The 16,193-nt window shown below is 66.0% G+C and carries 15 protein-coding genes; 5 read left to right on the forward strand and 10 right to left on the reverse strand.

The genetic code is table 11. The features are described from left to right. Window positions 1–65: 65 nt before the first annotated feature. From nusB to glyA, 8 genes are all read right to left on the reverse strand, one after another. Window positions 66–554 carry a transcription antitermination factor NusB gene (gene nusB / locus GXW78_RS09655; protein WP_211868263.1) on the reverse strand — a complete coding sequence of 163 codons (489 nt, stop codon included), beginning with the start codon at window positions 552–554 and terminating at the stop codon, window positions 66–68. Then, window positions 551–1,036, reverse strand: coding sequence for a 6,7-dimethyl-8-ribityllumazine synthase (ribH, locus tag GXW78_RS09660; RefSeq protein ID WP_211868265.1), 486 nt, complete (start codon window positions 1,034–1,036; stop codon window positions 551–553). The genes nusB and ribH overlap by 4 nt, the downstream gene beginning before the upstream one ends. Then, window positions 1,033–2,169, reverse strand: coding sequence for a 3,4-dihydroxy-2-butanone-4-phosphate synthase (ribB, locus tag GXW78_RS09665; protein WP_246522012.1), 1,137 nt, complete (start codon window positions 2,167–2,169; stop codon window positions 1,033–1,035). The genes ribH and ribB overlap by 4 nt, the downstream gene beginning before the upstream one ends. Beyond that, a complete protein-coding gene (locus GXW78_RS09670; protein WP_211868267.1) occupies window positions 2,166–2,777 on the reverse strand; it encodes a riboflavin synthase in 612 nt (203 codons plus the stop codon). Before GXW78_RS09670 ends, ribB begins: the two co-directional genes overlap by 4 nt. Beyond that, window positions 2,777–3,937, reverse strand: a complete 1,161-nt coding sequence (ribD, locus tag GXW78_RS09675; RefSeq protein ID WP_456307080.1) for a bifunctional diaminohydroxyphosphoribosylaminopyrimidine deaminase/5-amino-6-(5-phosphoribosylamino)uracil reductase RibD — start codon at window positions 3,935–3,937, stop codon at window positions 2,777–2,779. The genes GXW78_RS09670 and ribD overlap by 1 nt, the downstream gene beginning before the upstream one ends. A gap of 16 nt (window positions 3,938–3,953) precedes the next feature. Next, a complete protein-coding gene (locus tag GXW78_RS09680; protein ID WP_211868271.1) occupies window positions 3,954–4,622 on the reverse strand; it encodes a zinc metallopeptidase in 669 nt (222 codons plus the stop codon). 6 nt (window positions 4,623–4,628) lie between these two features. Next, a complete protein-coding gene (nrdR, locus tag GXW78_RS09685; protein ID WP_211868274.1) occupies window positions 4,629–5,084 on the reverse strand; it encodes a transcriptional regulator NrdR in 456 nt (151 codons plus the stop codon). An 89-nt stretch (window positions 5,085–5,173) separates the two neighbouring features. Next, window positions 5,174–6,505 (reverse strand): serine hydroxymethyltransferase, encoded by a 1,332-nt coding sequence (gene glyA / locus GXW78_RS09690; RefSeq protein WP_211868276.1) that lies wholly within the window; start codon window positions 6,503–6,505, stop codon window positions 5,174–5,176. 46 nt (window positions 6,506–6,551) lie between these two features. Here glyA and GXW78_RS09695 point away from each other — a divergent pair, with 46 nt between their 5' ends. Further along, entirely contained in the window at window positions 6,552–7,115 is a 564-nt protein-coding gene (locus tag GXW78_RS09695) for a hypothetical protein (RefSeq protein WP_211868277.1), read from the forward strand. 450 nt (window positions 7,116–7,565) lie between these two features. Here GXW78_RS09695 and GXW78_RS09700 read toward each other — a convergent pair whose 3' ends face one another. Both GXW78_RS09700 and GXW78_RS09705 read right to left on the reverse strand, forming a co-directional pair. Beyond that, the gene (locus tag GXW78_RS09700) at window positions 7,566–10,262 is read right to left on the reverse strand and encodes a glycosyltransferase 61 family protein (protein WP_211868279.1); all 2,697 of its coding nucleotides are present in this window, start codon (window positions 10,260–10,262) and stop codon (window positions 7,566–7,568) included. Then, window positions 10,259–11,119, reverse strand: a complete 861-nt coding sequence (locus GXW78_RS09705; RefSeq protein ID WP_211868281.1) for a sulfotransferase — start codon at window positions 11,117–11,119, stop codon at window positions 10,259–10,261. Before GXW78_RS09705 ends, GXW78_RS09700 begins: the two co-directional genes overlap by 4 nt. Before the next feature lie 77 nt (window positions 11,120–11,196). Here GXW78_RS09705 and GXW78_RS09710 point away from each other — a divergent pair, with 77 nt between their 5' ends. From GXW78_RS09710 to GXW78_RS09725, 4 genes are all read left to right on the forward strand, one after another. Next, on the forward strand, window positions 11,197–12,150 hold the full coding sequence (locus GXW78_RS09710) for a sulfotransferase family protein (protein ID WP_211868283.1): 954 nt from the start codon (window positions 11,197–11,199) through the stop codon (window positions 12,148–12,150). Between the two features lie 104 nt (window positions 12,151–12,254). Continuing rightward, on the forward strand, window positions 12,255–12,839 hold the full coding sequence (locus GXW78_RS09715; RefSeq protein WP_211868285.1) for a hypothetical protein: 585 nt from the start codon (window positions 12,255–12,257) through the stop codon (window positions 12,837–12,839). Further along, window positions 12,832–13,797, forward strand: coding sequence for a glycosyltransferase family 2 protein (locus tag GXW78_RS09720; protein WP_211868287.1), 966 nt, complete (start codon window positions 12,832–12,834; stop codon window positions 13,795–13,797). Before GXW78_RS09715 ends, GXW78_RS09720 begins: the two co-directional genes overlap by 8 nt. Further along, on the forward strand, window positions 13,787–16,072 hold the full coding sequence (locus GXW78_RS09725) for a glycosyltransferase (protein WP_211868289.1): 2,286 nt from the start codon (window positions 13,787–13,789) through the stop codon (window positions 16,070–16,072). Before GXW78_RS09720 ends, GXW78_RS09725 begins: the two co-directional genes overlap by 11 nt. The last annotated feature ends 121 nt before the right edge of the window (window positions 16,073–16,193 follow it).

Here is a 16,193-nt window from a genome sequence, read left to right on the forward strand (position 1 = left end):
CGAAGGGAAAACGGCTCTCGCGGCGTGAGGTTCGGAAAGGGGCGGCGCCCCTCCCCGACACACCTTCACCGCCCGAATTCCCCCGGCCGCAAGGCATGCGCCATTGCATCGAGCACGCCATTGGCGAAGCGGGACGTCTCCTCGTCGAGGAACCCCCGCGCGATGTCGAGATATTCGTTGATCACCACCCGCGCCGGCGGATCACGCGACTCCAGCAGTTCCGCAGCCGCCGCGCGCAGCAGGGCGCGCAGCACCGGGTCGAGCCGTTCCAGCGTCCAGTCCTTGGAAAGACGCGCACGGATCTCGGCATCCGCCGCCTCCGACCGCGTCGCCGCCGCCTTCAGGATCGCCTCGAACAGCGGGATGTGGGCGAGCGGCACCTGCCCGTCCTCGAAGGCTTCGACCCCGGCGCCCGCGCCGATGCGGTGGCGGATGAACTGGTGCGCGACGGTCTCGGCGGTCTCTCCGGTCTGCTCGGACTGGAACAGGGCCTGCACGGCCGCGACGCGCGCCCCGGTGCGCGGGCGGCCGGTGGGCTTCGGGCGCGGATTCATGCGCCAAGCCCCCAGGCACGCGCCAGGCCGATCTGCCCCAGCACCGCATGCGCCGCCTCGGCGCCCTTGTTCATGCGGTCGTCGCGCGACCGCGCGATCGCCTGCTCCAGGCTGTCCACCGTCAGCAGCCCGAAGCCGACCGGCACGGCGGAACGCGTCGAGACATCCATCACGCCGTGGCAGATGGCGTCGCAGATGAAGGTGTAATGGTCGGTCTCGCCTTTCACGACGCAGCCGAGCAGCAGGAAGCCATCCCAGCGGGCGGGCTGCTTCAGTGCCATGGCCAGCGCGGCGGGAAGCTCGTAGCCGCCGGCGACCTCGGCGACCTCCACCGTGGCCGAGACATCGGCGAGGACGCGCTGCGCGCCGCCCAGCATGCCGTCCACCACGTCGCGGTAGTAGGGCGCCGAGAGGACCAGGATGCGCGGCGGCGGGCCGGCGAGCGCGGCGGAGCCGCGCTCGGGGGAATCAAGGGTGCTCAATTCGTGTTGTCCATAGGAATGGGCCTGATCTCGACATCCTCGATGCCGTAGCCCTCGAGGCCGACGATGGGCCGCGGATGGTTGGAAAGGCGGATCATCCGGGAAACGCCAAGATCGGCGAGGATCTGCGCACCGATGCCGTAATCGCGCAGCTCCGGCGCGGTGGCCCGGCCGCGGCCGCGGCGGATCTGGTCCGACAGCCCGTCGCTGCGCCAGTCGCGAAGCAGCACGACGACACCGCGGCCGGCCTCGGAGATCATGCGCATCGCGCCGTGCAGTTCGCCGATGGTGCGCCCCGCGACCAGATCGTTCATGAGCGAGGCCGCGTGCATGCGAACCAGCACCGGCTCGTCGCCGGCCGTCACGTCACCCTTGATCAGAGCCAGGTGCTCGCCGGGGGTGACGGTGCTGCCATAGACCACGGCGCGCCACTCGCCACCGATGGCCTGCGGCAGGATGGCTTCCTCGACGCGGCGAACCAAGCGTTCAGTCCGGCGGCGATGACCGATCAGGTCGGCGATGGTGCCGAGCTTCAACCCGTGGTGCTGGGCGAAGGCGACGAGGTCCGGCATACGCGCCATCGTCCCATCGTCGTTCATGATCTCGCAGATCACGCCGGCGGGGTTCAGGCCGGCCATGCGGGCGAAATCGACCGCCGCCTCCGTGTGGCCGGCGCGGACCAGCGTGCCGCCTTCCCGCGCGACCAGTGGAAAGACGTGGCCCGGCGTGACGATGTGGTCGCGCCCGAGATCGGGGTTGATGGCGACGGCGACCGTGCGCGCCCGGTCGGCCGCCGAAATGCCGGTCGTAACGCCGTCCCGGGCCTCGATCGACACGGTGAAGGCCGTCGCGTGGCGCGTGCCGTTTGATTGGGCCATCAGCGGCAGGCCGAGCTGCTCGACACGCCCGCGCGTCATGGCGAGGCAGATCAGTCCGCGCGCATAGCGGGCCATGAAGTTGATCGCACCCGGCGTCGCGAACTGGGCGGGGATGACGAGGTCACCCTCGTTCTCGCGGTCCTCGTCATCGACCAGGATGAACATCCGGCCGCTGCGCGCTTCCTCGAGCAACTCCTCCGTCGGTGACAGGAAGTCGCTGAAGGACGTCCGGACGGTCTCAGTGGTCGCGCTCAACGCTGATACTCCCGCAGCCGCGCCACGTAGCGCGTCATCATGTCCACCTCGACGTTCACCTTGTCGCCGGGCTGCAGCGTGCCGAAGGTGGTGACGGTGGTGGTGTGGGGGATGATGTTGACCCCGAACACTTCACCGTCAACCTCGTTCACCGTCAGGGAAACGCCGTCGATGGTGACGGATCCCTTGGTCGCGACGAAGGGCGCCAGCGCCGCCGGAATCCGGAAGCGCCACCGGACGGAGGCGTTCTCCGGCGTCGCGGACAGCACTTCGGCAGCCCCGTCCACATGGCCGGCGACGAGATGCCCGCCGAGTTCGTCGCCCAGGCGCAGCGCGCGCTCCAGATTGACCCGCGTGCCGGGCGTCCAGGTCCCGACAGTGGTCATGGCGACCGTCTCGGCCGAGCAATCCACAGAAAAGGCATCGGCCGCGAGATGCACGACGGTCAGGCACACGCCGGAACAGGCGATGGAGGCGCCGAGCGCCGCCGGTGCCGGGTTGGCAAGGAAGCCGGGCGAGGTGCCGATGACGAGGCGCAGGTCATGGCCCCCGCCGATCGGCTGCACCTCCCGCACCGTGCCGAGGTCCGTGACGATACCGGTGAACATCAGCCGAGCTCCGCGCTGGATTCATATTCGGTCAGCAGGTCCGCACCGAGCGGCTTCACGGCCACCCGACGAAAGCGTGGCATGGCGGCGAGTGCGGCAAGGTGCAAGCCCTGAACGGCGGGATGCCCCTCCCCGCCCATCACGCCCGGCGCGTGGAACCAGGCGAGGCGATCGACAAGGCCCGCGCGCAGCAGCCCGGCGGCGAGGCCGGCGCCGCCCTCGGCCAGCACGCGCGTCACGCCGCGGCGGGCGAGGGCGCCCAGAAGGGCGCGGAGGTCGAGGCCGTCGTCCCCCTGCCCCACCGTGAGCAGCTCGACCCCCGCCGCCGTGAAGGGCGCCTGGGCGGCGGGCGGATGACCGGGGGCGGTCACAATGCAGGTGGCCGCCACACGGGCGGTCGTCACCAGGCGCGCCGTGTGCGGCGTGCGCAACCGGGCGTCGGCGACGACGCGAAGCATAGGTACGCGCTCCATGCCCAGGATTCGGCAGGTCAGGTCCGGGTCATCCGCCAGGACGGTGCCGGAGCCGACCAGGATGGCGTCGTGGCGGGCGCGGAGGGCATGGGCCTCTCGCCGCGCCTCGGGGCCCGTGATCCAGCGGGATTCGCCGGAGTCCGTGGCGATCCGGCCATCCAGCGTGGTGGCGAGCTTCAGGGTGACGACGGGCAGCCCGCGCTCGATCCGGCGGAAGAAGCCGGCATTGAGCGCGCGCGCCTCCGCTTCGAGCAGGCCTTCTTCCACAAGGATGGCGGCGTCCCGCAGCATGGTGACGCCGCGGCCGTTCACACGCGGGTCGGGGTCACGCATGGCCATGACCACGCGGGCGACGCCGGCAGCGGTCAGCGCATCGCAACAAGGGGGCGTGCGGCCGTGGTGGGAACAGGGTTCGAGGGTGACATAGGCGGTGGCGCCGCGGGCGTTCTGGCCGGCGCGGCGCAGTGCCTCGGTTTCCGCATGCGGGCGGCCGCCGGGCTGGGTCCAGCCGCGGCCGATGACGCGACCGTGCTTCACCAGCACGCAGCCGACCGCGGGGTTCGGCCAGGTATTGCCGAGGCCACGGCGGGCCAGCGCTAGGGCAGCGCGCATGTGGGTGACATCATCGGGCATGAGGCCCGCCCTTCTCCCGCACCGGACAGGACCGGGCAAGGTGCCTTGCGGCATGGCGGCTCCGCGCCGCCTACCGCACCACCCGCGCCAGTTGCAGCAGCGACAGCATCGCCCCAGCCACGTAGGTGAGCGCCGCCGCCTTCAACACCGTCCGGGCCGCGCCGAGGTCCCGTTCCGCGAGATAGCCGCCCGCCCGCAACGCCGGCAGTGCGCGGCGGAAGCTCGCATCGAACTCCAGCGGCAGGGTTACGAGTTGCAGCAGGATCGACAGCGCGAAGACCGCGAGCGCCAGCAGCATCGACCCGAGCGCAATATGCCCCGCACCCAACGCCGCGCCGCCCAGCGGCAGCACCGTCATCATCACGACCGCGACCAGCCGCAGCGGCGTGACGATGCGTGCGATCGTCATGCGCAGGCTGAACAGCCGCGCCCCGTCGCGATGCTGCACGGCGTGGGCGACCTCATGCGCAGCAACCGCGACAGCCGTGATGCTGCGCCCATCGTAGTGATACTGCCCAAGCCGCACCGCGGGCACGGTCGGATCGTAGTGGTCGCCCTGGTCGGTCTGCTCCACGCGGACATGCCGCAGCCCGGCCTCGTCCAGCAGGTGGCGGGCGAGTTCGCCGCCGGTTCCCTGCAGATCCGGGCGATCGCCCGAATGCCGGCGCATCGCCCACTTCACCCACAGCATCGGCCCGAAGAGCAGCGCGAGCACGACCCCGATGATCAGGAACGGCACGGCAGCCTACTCCTTGCCGCCGAGTTCCCCGAGGAAGGCCTGGAAATCCTTCGCCTCGCTGAAATTGCGATAGACGCTGGCGAAGCGGACATAGGCGACCTGGTCCAGTTCCTTCAGCGATTCCATCAGCAGCTCGCCGATCTTGCGGGACGGGATCTCGGTCTCGCCCTCCGTCTCCAGTCGGCGCTGGATGGAATTCACCAGCCGCTCGATCCGGTCCTCATCCACCGGACGCTTGCGCAGCGCGACGCGCACGGAGCGCGCCAGCTTTTCCCGGTCGAAGGGTACGCGGCGGCCGTCCGTCTTCAGCACCGTGATTTCGCGGAGCTGCACGCGCTCGAAGGTCGTGAAGCGCGCCCCGCAAGCGGGGCAGGCGCGACGGCGCCGGATCGCCGCCGCATCCTCGGCCGGGCGGCTGTCCTTCACCTGCGTGTCTTCCGCACCGCAGAACGGGCACTTCATCGGTCGCTCCCTCGCCGATCATTCAACGATCGCCATATATTGTGGCTGAAGCTTCGTTGAAACGCCACCGGTGGGGGCGACGCGCCCGGTCAGTAGACCGGGAAACGCCGGCAGAGTTCGAGCACCTTGGCCTTCACCGCCGCCTCGACCGCCGCATTACCGTCCTCGGCATTGGCGCGGGCCGCGCCGTCCAGCACCTCACCGATCAGCTTGCCGACCTCACGGAACTCCGCCGTGCCGAAGCCCCGCGTCGTGCCTGCGGGCGTGCCGAGGCGGACACCGGAGGTCACCATCGGCTTTTCCGGATCAAACGGGATCGCGTTCTTGTTGCAGGTGAGGTGCGCGCGGTTCAGCGACGCCTCCCCCACCTTGCCCGTAAGCTTCTTCGGCCGCAGATCCACCAACAGCAGGTGGTTGTCGGTGCCGCCGGTGACGAGGTCGAGGCCCTGGGCCTTCAGTTCCTCGGCCAACGCCTTGGCGTTCGCCACCACGGCGGCGGCATAGGTGCGGAAGTCGGGCTTCAGCGCCTCCCCGAACGCCACTGCCTTCGCGGCGATGACATGCATCAGCGGGCCGCCTTGCAGGCCCGGGAAGACCGCGGAGTTGATCTTCTTCGCCAGCGCCTCGTCATTCGTGAGGATCATGCCGCCACGGGGGCCGCGCAGCGTCTTGTGCGTGGTGGTGGTGGTGACGTGAGCGTGGGGTACCGGGCTGTCATGCGCACCGCCGGCCACAAGACCGGCGAAATGCGCCATGTCCACCATGAAGTAGGCGCCGACCTCGTCCGCGATCTGGCGGAAGCGGGCGAAGTCCCAGGCGCGGGCATAGGCGGAGCCGCCGGCGACGATGACCTTGGGGCGGCTTTCCCGCGCGATGCGGGCGACTTCATCCATGTCGATGCGCTGGTCATCGCGCCGCACGGTGTAGGGCGCGACCTTGAACCACTTGCCCGACTGGTTGGCCGGTGAGCCATGCGTGAGATGCCCGCCCGCGGCGAGGTCGAGCCCCATGAAGGTGTCGCCCGGCTGCATGAGGGCGAAGAACACCGCCTGGTTGGCCTGGGCGCCGGAATGCGGCTGGACGTTCGCGAAGGACGCGCCGAACAGCTTGCACGCACGCTCGATCGCCAGACGCTCGGCGATGTCCACCGCCTCGCAGCCGCCGTAGTAGCGACGGCCGGCGTAGCCCTCGGCGTATTTGTTGGTCAGGACGCTGCCCTGGGCCTCGAGCACCGCCTTCGAGACGATGTTCTCGGAGGCGATGAGTTCGATGCCGTCCTGCTGGCGGGTGAGTTCCTGGGCGACGGCGGCGGCGATGTCCGGGTCGGCAGCGGCCAGGGGGGCGCGGAAGAAGGTCTCGGGCGGGGCGCCGGCGGCGGGGCCGTCCGGCGCGCGGAGGAGGCGGGGGGCGAGGCGGATCATAGGCCCGGTTTTGCGCTTTGCGGATCGAGCTTGGCAAGCCGGGTTCATGACAGCCATGTTCATGACAGCCATCGCCAATCAAGCGCAGCAGGCAGGAGTCGAGATACCACATGCGGTTCGGGAGGCCGCCGATGGTGCCTGCCTCGGTGAAGCCGAGATACTCGGGGCACTCGATCCGCGGTGGTTCGACCTGCCATCACGAGGGCCGCCTCCGTGGCGAGCTGAAGGCCGTAGCGTCTTGGGAGAACGCGTTGTGGTGGCGAAAAGTACGAAGCGGTTACTGTGGCTCGCGCTCCGTTTCCTCCGCAATCTTCCGGAGTTGGTGAAGACCGATGCCGGCCTTGCATCGGAGAAGGAAAAGGGTTTCCGTCGATCGGATCTCGTCCATGAAATCGAAGATCCTCTGGTAGCCTGCTCGCTTAGACGTGACGTCGTGCACCAGAATCAACGCATCGCTGACCCGCCTCTCAATAAGGAACTCAGCGGTTCGGGCACAACACGCCACGCGGAACCGGCCATCCACAAGTACCAGATCTGGCGTCTGCGCCATTCGATCCCAGACAGGCCAAGGCGCCCGGGAATATGTCGGCCACGCGTCAATCTTGTCTAAGTTAGCCGGGTAACCCCAAGCTCTTACCGGGCCGAGATCAACATGCTCGACGATTACGCGTCGGTGAGCAAGCGCATCGCTCAGATTGTCTTGGGCAAGTACCGCTTCAATCCAGCGAGCGTCAGATTCCACGGACACCACCATTTCGGCACCAGATCTAACAAATAGAGACGTCGACCCACCAATACCGAATTCCGTGACACACCGACTCTTCAACGCAAGCTCGCGCAACATTTTGATCTCAGGGGCGCTCATTCGCGGATGGAGGATTTTTGGACGCCGCTCGCCACCAGACAGTGGTTCGATCTCATTCTCCAACAAAACGCGCCCCTCGCCGCAGAATCGTCAACCAGACTCTAAGCTCGTCGCCGGACATGGCTGCGACCAATCTGAAATTCTCCCATTAAATTGATATGGATACAGGCCTTGCCAATACTTAAAGAATTTCGGCTACGGTGCGGCAGTCTCCCGCAGTAGACTACGAATGCCCGCCTCGATCGATGAAAGATCGGCGCTGAAGTCTGCTGACTGACGTTCCTGTCCAAGGCGAACGACTGATCCCGCAGCTTCTACGATAAAGGGTTGATATCTCAAGTTCCTAAGCGCCGCCATAACCGCGAAAGCCGGCGTCCCATAGTTAGCGGGGAAGAACTCCGCCACCCCCGTGCGTTCTCGGCAGAAAAGGATATTCTGAAAAGCTGCACCATGCGGGCCAGCTACATGTGCGGCCGACATCATTAGCTGTACCTGCTCGGCAAATGGCATGGCGCCGGCATCTATGGCACGGAAGCCCAGCTTCTCGACCAGTTGGTTGACCTCAGCTTCATTGACCAGATGGCGGATCTTGGTTTCCCCACGAGTCAACCAAATGCGCTTGGAGGGCAGACCGTCGGCCCTTGGCAGGCGCCGAAGAAGCGCGGAGGCATACTTCGCATTTCCGTGTTGAAAGTATCTCTGGAATCGATGCGATGAAGAATCTAGAATCTTTAATACCTCGCAATGATAGAGTCCATTCGCGATATTATGTACACTGTGAGGGTCTATTCCAAAAAACGACAGTGAATCTAACTGGAATTTTTTGGCATCATACCGCGGAATGCCGATCTTTAAATCGACACCAAGGTCATTGGCCACCAAAATTCTCGGCAGGTAGTCGGATATCCAATGACAGTAATTACGCGGAGCAAACCGATCCCCGGCATAAAATATACTCCCGAGGGAGACGGGAGATCGATCTCGAATCAAATCAACGTGCGTTGGAAGCGCATAGGGATATGAAATATCTAACGGATTCCAATCCCGATCGAGCAAAATAAAGCCTGATTCAAACACATACAAGTAAACATTTCGGTAAGAACGCAGATTCACGTCCTGTTCGGGTCGAAAATTTCGCGCAAAGGATGAGGCCGGATGTCTGGGCCAGTCCTTGAATACTCCCGCGATACGCGGATCAGCTTCCTGACCTTGCACCGCAACGACAGCGCAATCGTCGTGGTCGAGCGCTTCGGGCGACGGGGCATCTGGCGCAACAAGCCATGCAAGTCGAAAGTGGGGTGGCAAACGCGAGAGAGCGCGCACCAATCGTTCATTGCTGCGTCCTATCGCTCGACGCTGGCGAAGGATATCGACAACGTTAACGATGCCGCCCAGATCGGCGCGCCCTGGATCGATGCCCTCCACCAAGTCACACAATGCTTCAATCGCATCGAACTCACGTTCGCACTCCACAAGGACCAGCGCGCGCAGCAACTGCAGCGACCGCGGTAAAGCACGCATATCCTGAACATCGAACACCGCCGCAGCCTCATCGTATCGACCAAGGCGTCGGAGTGCTTCAACATGCGGCCGGACCAGTGTGACGGCATTCGATAAGCGCGCAGAGGCCGAAGCGATGAGGTCGATAACATCGGCCGGCCTGTTCGTTTTCAGGAGAATGTCGGCCAGCAGCAACGCGTGTTCACTGGTTGCACTCGGCTGTGCCCAGGCCAACGTCGCCAGTTCGAGTGCAGCCGGCAAGTCACGCATCGCCAGTGCGACTTCCGCGCGGCAACGCAGCATCCCGGCATCTAAGGGCACCTCCGCAAGCACCGCCTGCGCAATCGCGTCAGCTTCGAGACGGGCCTTCTTCCCCAATAGCCTCCAGGCCTCAGCGCGAAGCGCCCTAATCCGATCCTTGCCCGGAACCGGAGACGGTGCGCGCTGCGGCAACTTGGCACCACCATCGTTAGCAAACTCGACAATCCTCGCAGGATCCCGTGCCGCCAACGTTGTTCCCCGATCGCTGACGGAAACGGCGTCGACCTGGGCCGTAAATACTGCCTGATCAATCGACTTCGCCGCGGCGATGAGTTGGTAGTTCGCGCCAATGCCACCAGGTCGGGCGACGATACGCACTTTTGACGGAACGTCGTCGAACAGCGCCAGCGTATGGAATGCCGACCCCTCGAAACCGGCAATCACCTCAGCGCCCGCAATCATAGTGAGTTGCTCGCGTACTGAGAGCTTCTCAGGCGAGAGAACGGCCCAGCCGCGCTCCAGGAGTCGGGCCTCAACATCAGCCTCACCGGCGATCGTACGCGCCTTCAGTTGAGAGCGGGATATCCACACCCGGTGGCCGCGGCGCTTCGCACCGAACGAAACACATCCAAGGGCACGCACCTGACGCTCAGCAAACTCATCCAAGAGAACGAAGCCTGGCTCGGGCACCGTCAGATTCGAAATCTGAGTAGGCGAGACAACAAAGCGATGCTCTCGCCCCCCAAGACCCACGATATTGATTAGCTCCGCCTGCCAACGCCAAAATCCAGCATGCCCATCGACGCCGTGCCAGATGATTGGCAAGTGATCGCTACAGGCCTTCAAAAACCAAAGCCGGGCGAGCGTCTCCAAGAGGAAGTGACCCCACTGAGCGAACGAAATGCCCCCGTAGACATACTCGCCTTCGAGAATCTCCGTCGGATGCTGGAAAGTCGCATCAGCGGTTGTGGATCGTCCCCGGCGAAGACGAAACTCCTTAATAGGCAGCCCATTCTGATCGAGGGCGCCGACCCGAAAAGGCGCGCCGCCCGATGCAAGCCGCTCCACAGGAAGAAGAAGCGCGCGGTGAAACGCCGCAACGCGCGCATCGAACCTGCCCGGCGCCGTCACGACCCCACCCCGGCCGCGACCATTGGCACGCGACGAATCGGTAATGCGCGCATTTCGTCCCGAACTCGCTCCAATCTTCGCTCGAGAACAGCACGAATTGCTTCCGGCATTTCCAAGCGCTCCCCGACAAAAACAGGCTCGTAAGCGGATAGGTTAATTTTGGAGTGCACGGAAATTCCGAGGAATCGACAAATATCTCCCAGAAATTCGCAAGGAGTTTCAGCAATATTCTTCAGACAAGAAAGATATATTTTATCAAATCCAAAAATACTAACCCATTTTTGATATATTGACACAAAATTACTTCTATCAAGAACGTCCGAGCTTTGTGCGGCCTGCAATAAATCCAATTTCGTGTGATTTTTTGCCAACATTCTCAAGTGCGACCAGCACCGATCAACGGGATCGCGCAGGAGAAATATAATCTTTAATTCAGGATTTAGTCTCTTAACGTGCTCAATTCCTTGCACAGGTAGCAAGCTATACTCTGGCGTAACCTCGCCGCAGACTTGATCGGCGCGCGCATGAGCGAAGATCCGTCCATACCAGTCATCAGAGACGGACGACGTTCCGATGGAGGTGATGCGGTGTAGAATTGTCATATCGAGCGGCTTGTCCTCCGCTCGCCGAACCAATCGTCGCGCCGCCTTCTCGGCATGCTGCCATCGATGCCGGCCCGTCCATGCCCGATGCGCCGGGATATGCACATCGTTGAAGAACTGCAGTTCCTTGATCCACGGCATCCATATCTGCGGATGTCGTCGGAGATTCGCATCGAGCCATGTGGTGCCCGCCTTCTGCGCACCGATGCACAGAAAATCGGGATAGCGCATCTCTTGTTGTGCCGCAGCGGTCATGCGGCCTTCCATGTCGCATGACCGGGCGCTAAGGAAAAGAGCCGCCCCCTCTGAAGGGCGCCGTTCCGGAGTGGTTCATGCTCGAGAAGATTGCGCAGAAAGAGGAAGCAGCCGTCGCCTCGCCGGACCGCCGCAGCCCGCATTATGCGCCAATCACGTCGTCGCGTGCCGCGCGGCCCGATTTCATCTGCATCGGCGCGCAGAAGGCAGGCACGACTTGGCTCTACGCCAATCTGCGCGGCCATCCCGGAATCCTGATGCCGCCCGTCAAGGAGGTCGCGTATTTCTCATCGCTCTACGTCCCCGGCTGGGCCAAGGCGGATGCGGATCACCGCGCCTTCCAGGTCGGCCAAGCGCGCAAGCACTGGACGCTGACCGATCGGCCTGGTGGCAAGGAACCTCGGCCCGAGATCCGTGCCCGCGTCATCGCCAGTCTCGATGCCCTGGCCCAGGAACCGATGACGGATGAGGCATACGCAACACTCTTCGAAGGCTGCGGAGTGGATCAGATCTGCGGAGAGATCTCGCCGCAATATTCCGTGCTACCCCGCGAGGCGATTCGCCATGCACTGGCTTTCAATCCGAACCTGAAGGTCATTGTCCTGCTGCGCCATCCCGTCGCCCGAGCGATGTCCCACCTCGCCATGCTATGCGGGAAGACACCGACCGCTGGCCGGATGAAGGAGATCGCACTCTCCAACTGGTGGAACGGCGTGGCCTGGTACTCCGACTATGGAAACTGGCTCCTGCGCTGGAGGGGCATGCTTCCGACCGGTCAGCTACACATTGATTACAACGGCCTGATCCGCGACGACCCGATGGGTGTGCTCCGCCGCATCTGCGACTTTCTCGGCCTCCCTTTCAGCGAAGCCAGTTTCCCCAAAGCGCGCGAGAAGGTCTTCGAAGGCGGTAAGCCGGACGGTGATCTCGACGAGGTACGCGCCATCGTCGCCGAGAAGCTGGCACCGCAGCTCGAAGACCTGCGGCAGCGCCTGCCGACCATCGCAGCGGGGCTGGACCGGTACGGGTAGGATACGGTTACCCAATCTTGGGTTGACCGGTGCTCCTCAACGACACAGCATTTCCTGCGGCGAGCGCTGCGTGCTTGCCGAAAGCGAAGCCCATGGATGCTATCTTGACCAATGAAGGCGCAATCGCGGCCGATGCGGCGTCAGACACCGAGCGGCTCCGCGCCGAGGTTGCTGAGTTGCGCGCACGTCTCGATTCCTACGAACGCATCCTCCAGCTACGCGACGCTGCACTACCTGCCACCGCTACCCCGGCCTCCGCCGAGACAACAGCTCTCCCCACCACCCACGACATCGCCGCCGACCAGCTCCTCCCCGCCCAGGACGGCTTCTACCAGCTCGAATGGGGCCCCGATGGCGCGCTGCGCTGGACCGGCCCCGACCATGACGTCCATTTCGAAGCCTGGATCGACCGTTCCGCCCCCCTCATCGCCACCTTCCGCCTTTTCCACTTCGGCACCCCCGACAACGCAAAGGCCCTCGCCATCGAGGTCGACGGCCAGCGCTACCCCCTCCATCACCAAGGCCCCGGCAAGGTCATGCGCTCAGAACCCATTGCTCCGCGCGATACCGACGGCCCCACCCGCGTGACGCTGCACGTACCGCACATCCACTCGCCGTCCGACCACGGCGCGGCCGACAGGCGCCGGCTCGGCGTGGCCTTCCAGACCCTACGCCTCGCCCGTGACTGACGGCGTCGTCTCCGGCGCCCCGCGCGTCACTGCCGCCATCTGCACCTATGAACGCTACGACCTTCTTCCCGGCGCCATTGAATCGGTGCTGGCACAATCCCTGCCGCCTGGCTCGTTCGAGCTGATCGTCGTCGACAACTCGCCCGACCCCGCGCGTTCGGCGCGCGAAGCCGCGCCCTTCGCCGACAGGCCCGGCGTTACCTGGCGGCACGAGGCCCGCCCCGGCCTGTCCAACGCCCGCAACGTCGCGGCACGGCACGCACGCGCGCCCATCATCGCCTACCTTGACGACGATGCGCGCGCCGACCCCGTCTGGCTGCAGAACGTCGCCGGCTGCTTCGACCAGTTCGGCGAGGCTGTCAGCGTGGTCGGCGGTCGCATCCGTCCCTGGTGGGGGGCGCCGCGACCCGCGTGGCTGCCGGACGAGATGCTGGGCGAGGTCACCGTCGTCGACCTCGGCCCCAAGCGCCGGCTTCTTGCCGATGGCGAATGGGTTGCGGGCGCCAACATCGCGTTCCGGATCGCGGCCCTGCGCAATGCCGGCTGGTTCGACACCTCCCTTGGGCGCACCGGCGGCGGCGCCAGCCTGCTCTCCGCCGAGGAGACAGCGCTCACCGAGCGTATCAAGGCACTCGGCGGGCTCGTGGCCTATGACCCGCTCGCCGCGGTGGACCATTGGGTCGACCCGGGGCGCCTCACGCAGCGTTGGTTCCGCCGCCGGGCTGCCTGGCAGGCGGTTTCAGAATACCTGCGCGATCCGAAGGCGCAGTTCGACCGCAGCGATGATGCCTGGGCCGCCGTCAAGGGCTACCTCCTCACCCAGAATCCCGCCGACCGCACGATGCGTGGACTCGCCCTGCACAAGGATGACGCCGCGGATTTCCGCTGGCAGGCCGGGGCCGTCTACAATGCGGTGATCGCGCTGCTCGCCGGGCTGGACGAACAGGATGACGTCTGATGCGCCGTTGCCCGCCCCGGGTGGTTCCTGGGCGGGGCTGCGCGTCCTGGTGCTGTCGCCGGTGCCGACCTGGCCGGTCACTTTCGGCAACCGCAACCGCATCGTCCAGGTGAACCGCGCCCTGCAGCGCGAAGGCGCGCATGTGGCGCTCCTGCACTACCCGTCGGATGAGGAATGGCGCACCCGCCTGCCCCGCGACGCTCTGGCTGCCATGGCCGGACAATGGGACGAGGTCTTCCACACGCCGGTCACCCGCCCGCTGCATTCCCGCCCATCCGCCGGCCCCGACCACGCCGCCGACGACTGGTGGGACCCGGCCATCGGCCAGATGCTCGACTGGCTGTTCAAGATCGGCCGCTACGATGCGCTGCTGGTCAACTATACGTGGCTGTCGAAGGCGCTCGAACACGCGCCGTCCGGCGTCCTGCGCATCCTCGACACGCATGACCGCTTCTCCGGCCGACGCGACCTGCTGGCTGCCAACGGCCTCTCCGCCGAATACTTCCACACGACCGAGGAACAGGAACGGCTCGCCCTCGGCCGCGCCGACATCGTCTGGGCGATCAAGGAGCAGGAGGCGGCGTTCTTCGCGACCCTGACCGCCCGGCCCGTGCGCACGCTGCTGCACATGGAACCACCCGCGCCGTCCGGCCCCGCGCGGCCGGCTGACGGCCTGCTGCGTTTCGGCATCGTCGGCGGGCGCAACAACATCAATGCAAGCAACATCCGCCGCTTCCTCGAAGCAGCCGATGCCTATCTCCGCCGCACCCTGCTGCCAGTCGAGATCGTCGTCGCCGGCTCAGTCTGCGACCTGCTGGAAGGGTTGCACCTTCCCTATCTGCGCCAGCTCGGCCGGGTCGAGACGATGGACGCGCTCTACGACCAAGTCGACGCCGTCCTCGCGCCGCTGGCCTTCTCGACCGGGCTCAAGATCAAGGTGGGGGAGGCGCTGGCGCGGGGCAGGCCGCTGATCAGCCACGTCCACGCTTTTGAGGGCTACGCCGCGACCCACCCCTTCCACGAATGCGCCGATTTCGACGCCATGATGCGCGCGATCCACCGGCTGGTGCGTGAGCCGGAGGCGCTGGAAGCACTTGCCAAGGCGTCGCGCCGCTCCGTGGCCTCCGCCGAACAGGGCATCGCGGAAACCCTGGCCCATGCGGGAACGCTGGCGGGGGAACTGCCGCCTTCGGTCGTGATCGCCCTCCGCTTCGACCAGGCCCGACCGGGCAGCCTCATCCTCGACCATGCCATCGACGTCGCCCGCTATGCCGGCTTCCGTGCGCCGATCGCGCTGCATTTCTCCGGTGACCCGGAAGCCGCCGACCCAGCGGCGCTGCGGCTGCTCGCCACCCGCGGGCGCCCGGTCGTTGACCCCGCCTGCGGGGCGTTGCCCGCCGCTGTCGCGCAGTCGCTGTTCGACGACAAGCGCCCGCGCCGCGCCGGTTTGTGGGAAATACTGGCCGGGCCGCATCTCATCGCCTGGTTCGCCACCCTGCCCGATGCGGGGCCCTCGGCGCCAGTTCGCACCCGGCTCGGCGTGGCACATGCGGCGGCGATGGCGATGCAGGGCAGCCTCGACGACCGCCTCACGACGCTCGCCGGCGCCTTCCCGCGCTTTCTTCTGCTCGAGGAAGCGCCCTCCCGCGCGGCGGCGGCGATCCGCCGGGCAGCGGGTGCCGCGCATGCTGCCGTCCCGCTGCTCTGGCGGGGCGAGGACAGCCGGCTCATCGCCGCGCTGCGCGGCGGCGCGGACGGGCCGGTCGCCCTGCTGGCCGAGGATCCGGCCGCCCCGGATCTGCTCCCCGTCCTTGCCTGTCTCACCGCCGCACAGCGCCGCGCGGTGACGATCTTCGCGCCGGACGGCGCAGCCATGCCCGACTGGCCCACCGATGGCCCGCTCGCCGTGCGGCGGGAGGCCATCTCGCTCGCCGCCACGGGCGCCTTCTTCGACCCAGGCGGCTGGAACGGCCGCCGACCGGCTTTCATCGTCGAACTCGGCCGCCCCGCGAGGACACGCCCGGCGCGGGAGATCGCTCTCCGCGCCGGCATCCCCCATCTGCGCATCGGTGATCCCGCAGCACCGGATGTCGTCTCTACCGCGCCAGCTCTCGCCTACCGCACCCGCAGCTTCGTCTCGGCGGCGCTGGTCATGGCGGCGCTCGACCGCCGTGCCGGCATTCCGGCCGAGGCGAGCGACGCCGCCGAGGAATTCGGCCGCGACGCGGGGTGGGCGCGCATCTGGGCGGAGGTCGGGCGGGTGATGGCCGCCTAGGTCGGATCGCGTCAGGGAACGCATTGCGCGCGCGGCGCGCCCGCCGGGCGCCGGTCATAACGGTGCAAATTCCTTTCCCATCGGCAGCCGGACGCCGAAACTCCTGCTCTCTCCGGCCCGC

Source organism: Neoroseomonas terrae (genome assembly GCF_018129025.1).
GTDB classification, from domain to species: domain Bacteria; phylum Pseudomonadota; class Alphaproteobacteria; order Acetobacterales; family Acetobacteraceae; genus Neoroseomonas; species Neoroseomonas terrae.

What these genes read in the sequence shown, in the direction of transcription:
- GXW78_RS09705 (WP_211868281.1), bottom strand. Translation starts at nt 11,119, where the DNA reads ATGACCGCTGCGGCACAACAAGAGATGCGCTATCCCGATTTTCTGTGC.
- glyA (WP_211868276.1), bottom strand. Translation starts at nt 6,505, where the DNA reads ATGATCCGCCTCGCCCCCCGCCTCCTCCGCGCGCCGGACGGCCCCGCC.
- GXW78_RS09670 (WP_211868267.1), bottom strand. Translation starts at nt 2,777, where the DNA reads ATGTTCACCGGTATCGTCACGGACCTCGGCACGGTGCGGGAGGTGCAG.
- nusB (WP_211868263.1), bottom strand. Translation starts at nt 554, where the DNA reads ATGAATCCGCGCCCGAAGCCCACCGGCCGCCCGCGCACCGGGGCGCGC.
- GXW78_RS09695 (WP_211868277.1), top strand. Translation starts at nt 6,552, where the DNA reads ATGACAGCCATGTTCATGACAGCCATCGCCAATCAAGCGCAGCAGGCA.
- GXW78_RS09710 (WP_211868283.1), top strand. Translation starts at nt 11,197, where the DNA reads ATGCTCGAGAAGATTGCGCAGAAAGAGGAAGCAGCCGTCGCCTCGCCG.
- nrdR (WP_211868274.1), bottom strand. Translation starts at nt 5,084, where the DNA reads ATGAAGTGCCCGTTCTGCGGTGCGGAAGACACGCAGGTGAAGGACAGC.
- ribD (WP_456307080.1), bottom strand. Translation starts at nt 3,937, where the DNA reads ATGCCGCAAGGCACCTTGCCCGGTCCTGTCCGGTGCGGGAGAAGGGCG.
- GXW78_RS09725 (WP_211868289.1), top strand. Translation starts at nt 13,787, where the DNA reads ATGACGTCTGATGCGCCGTTGCCCGCCCCGGGTGGTTCCTGGGCGGGG.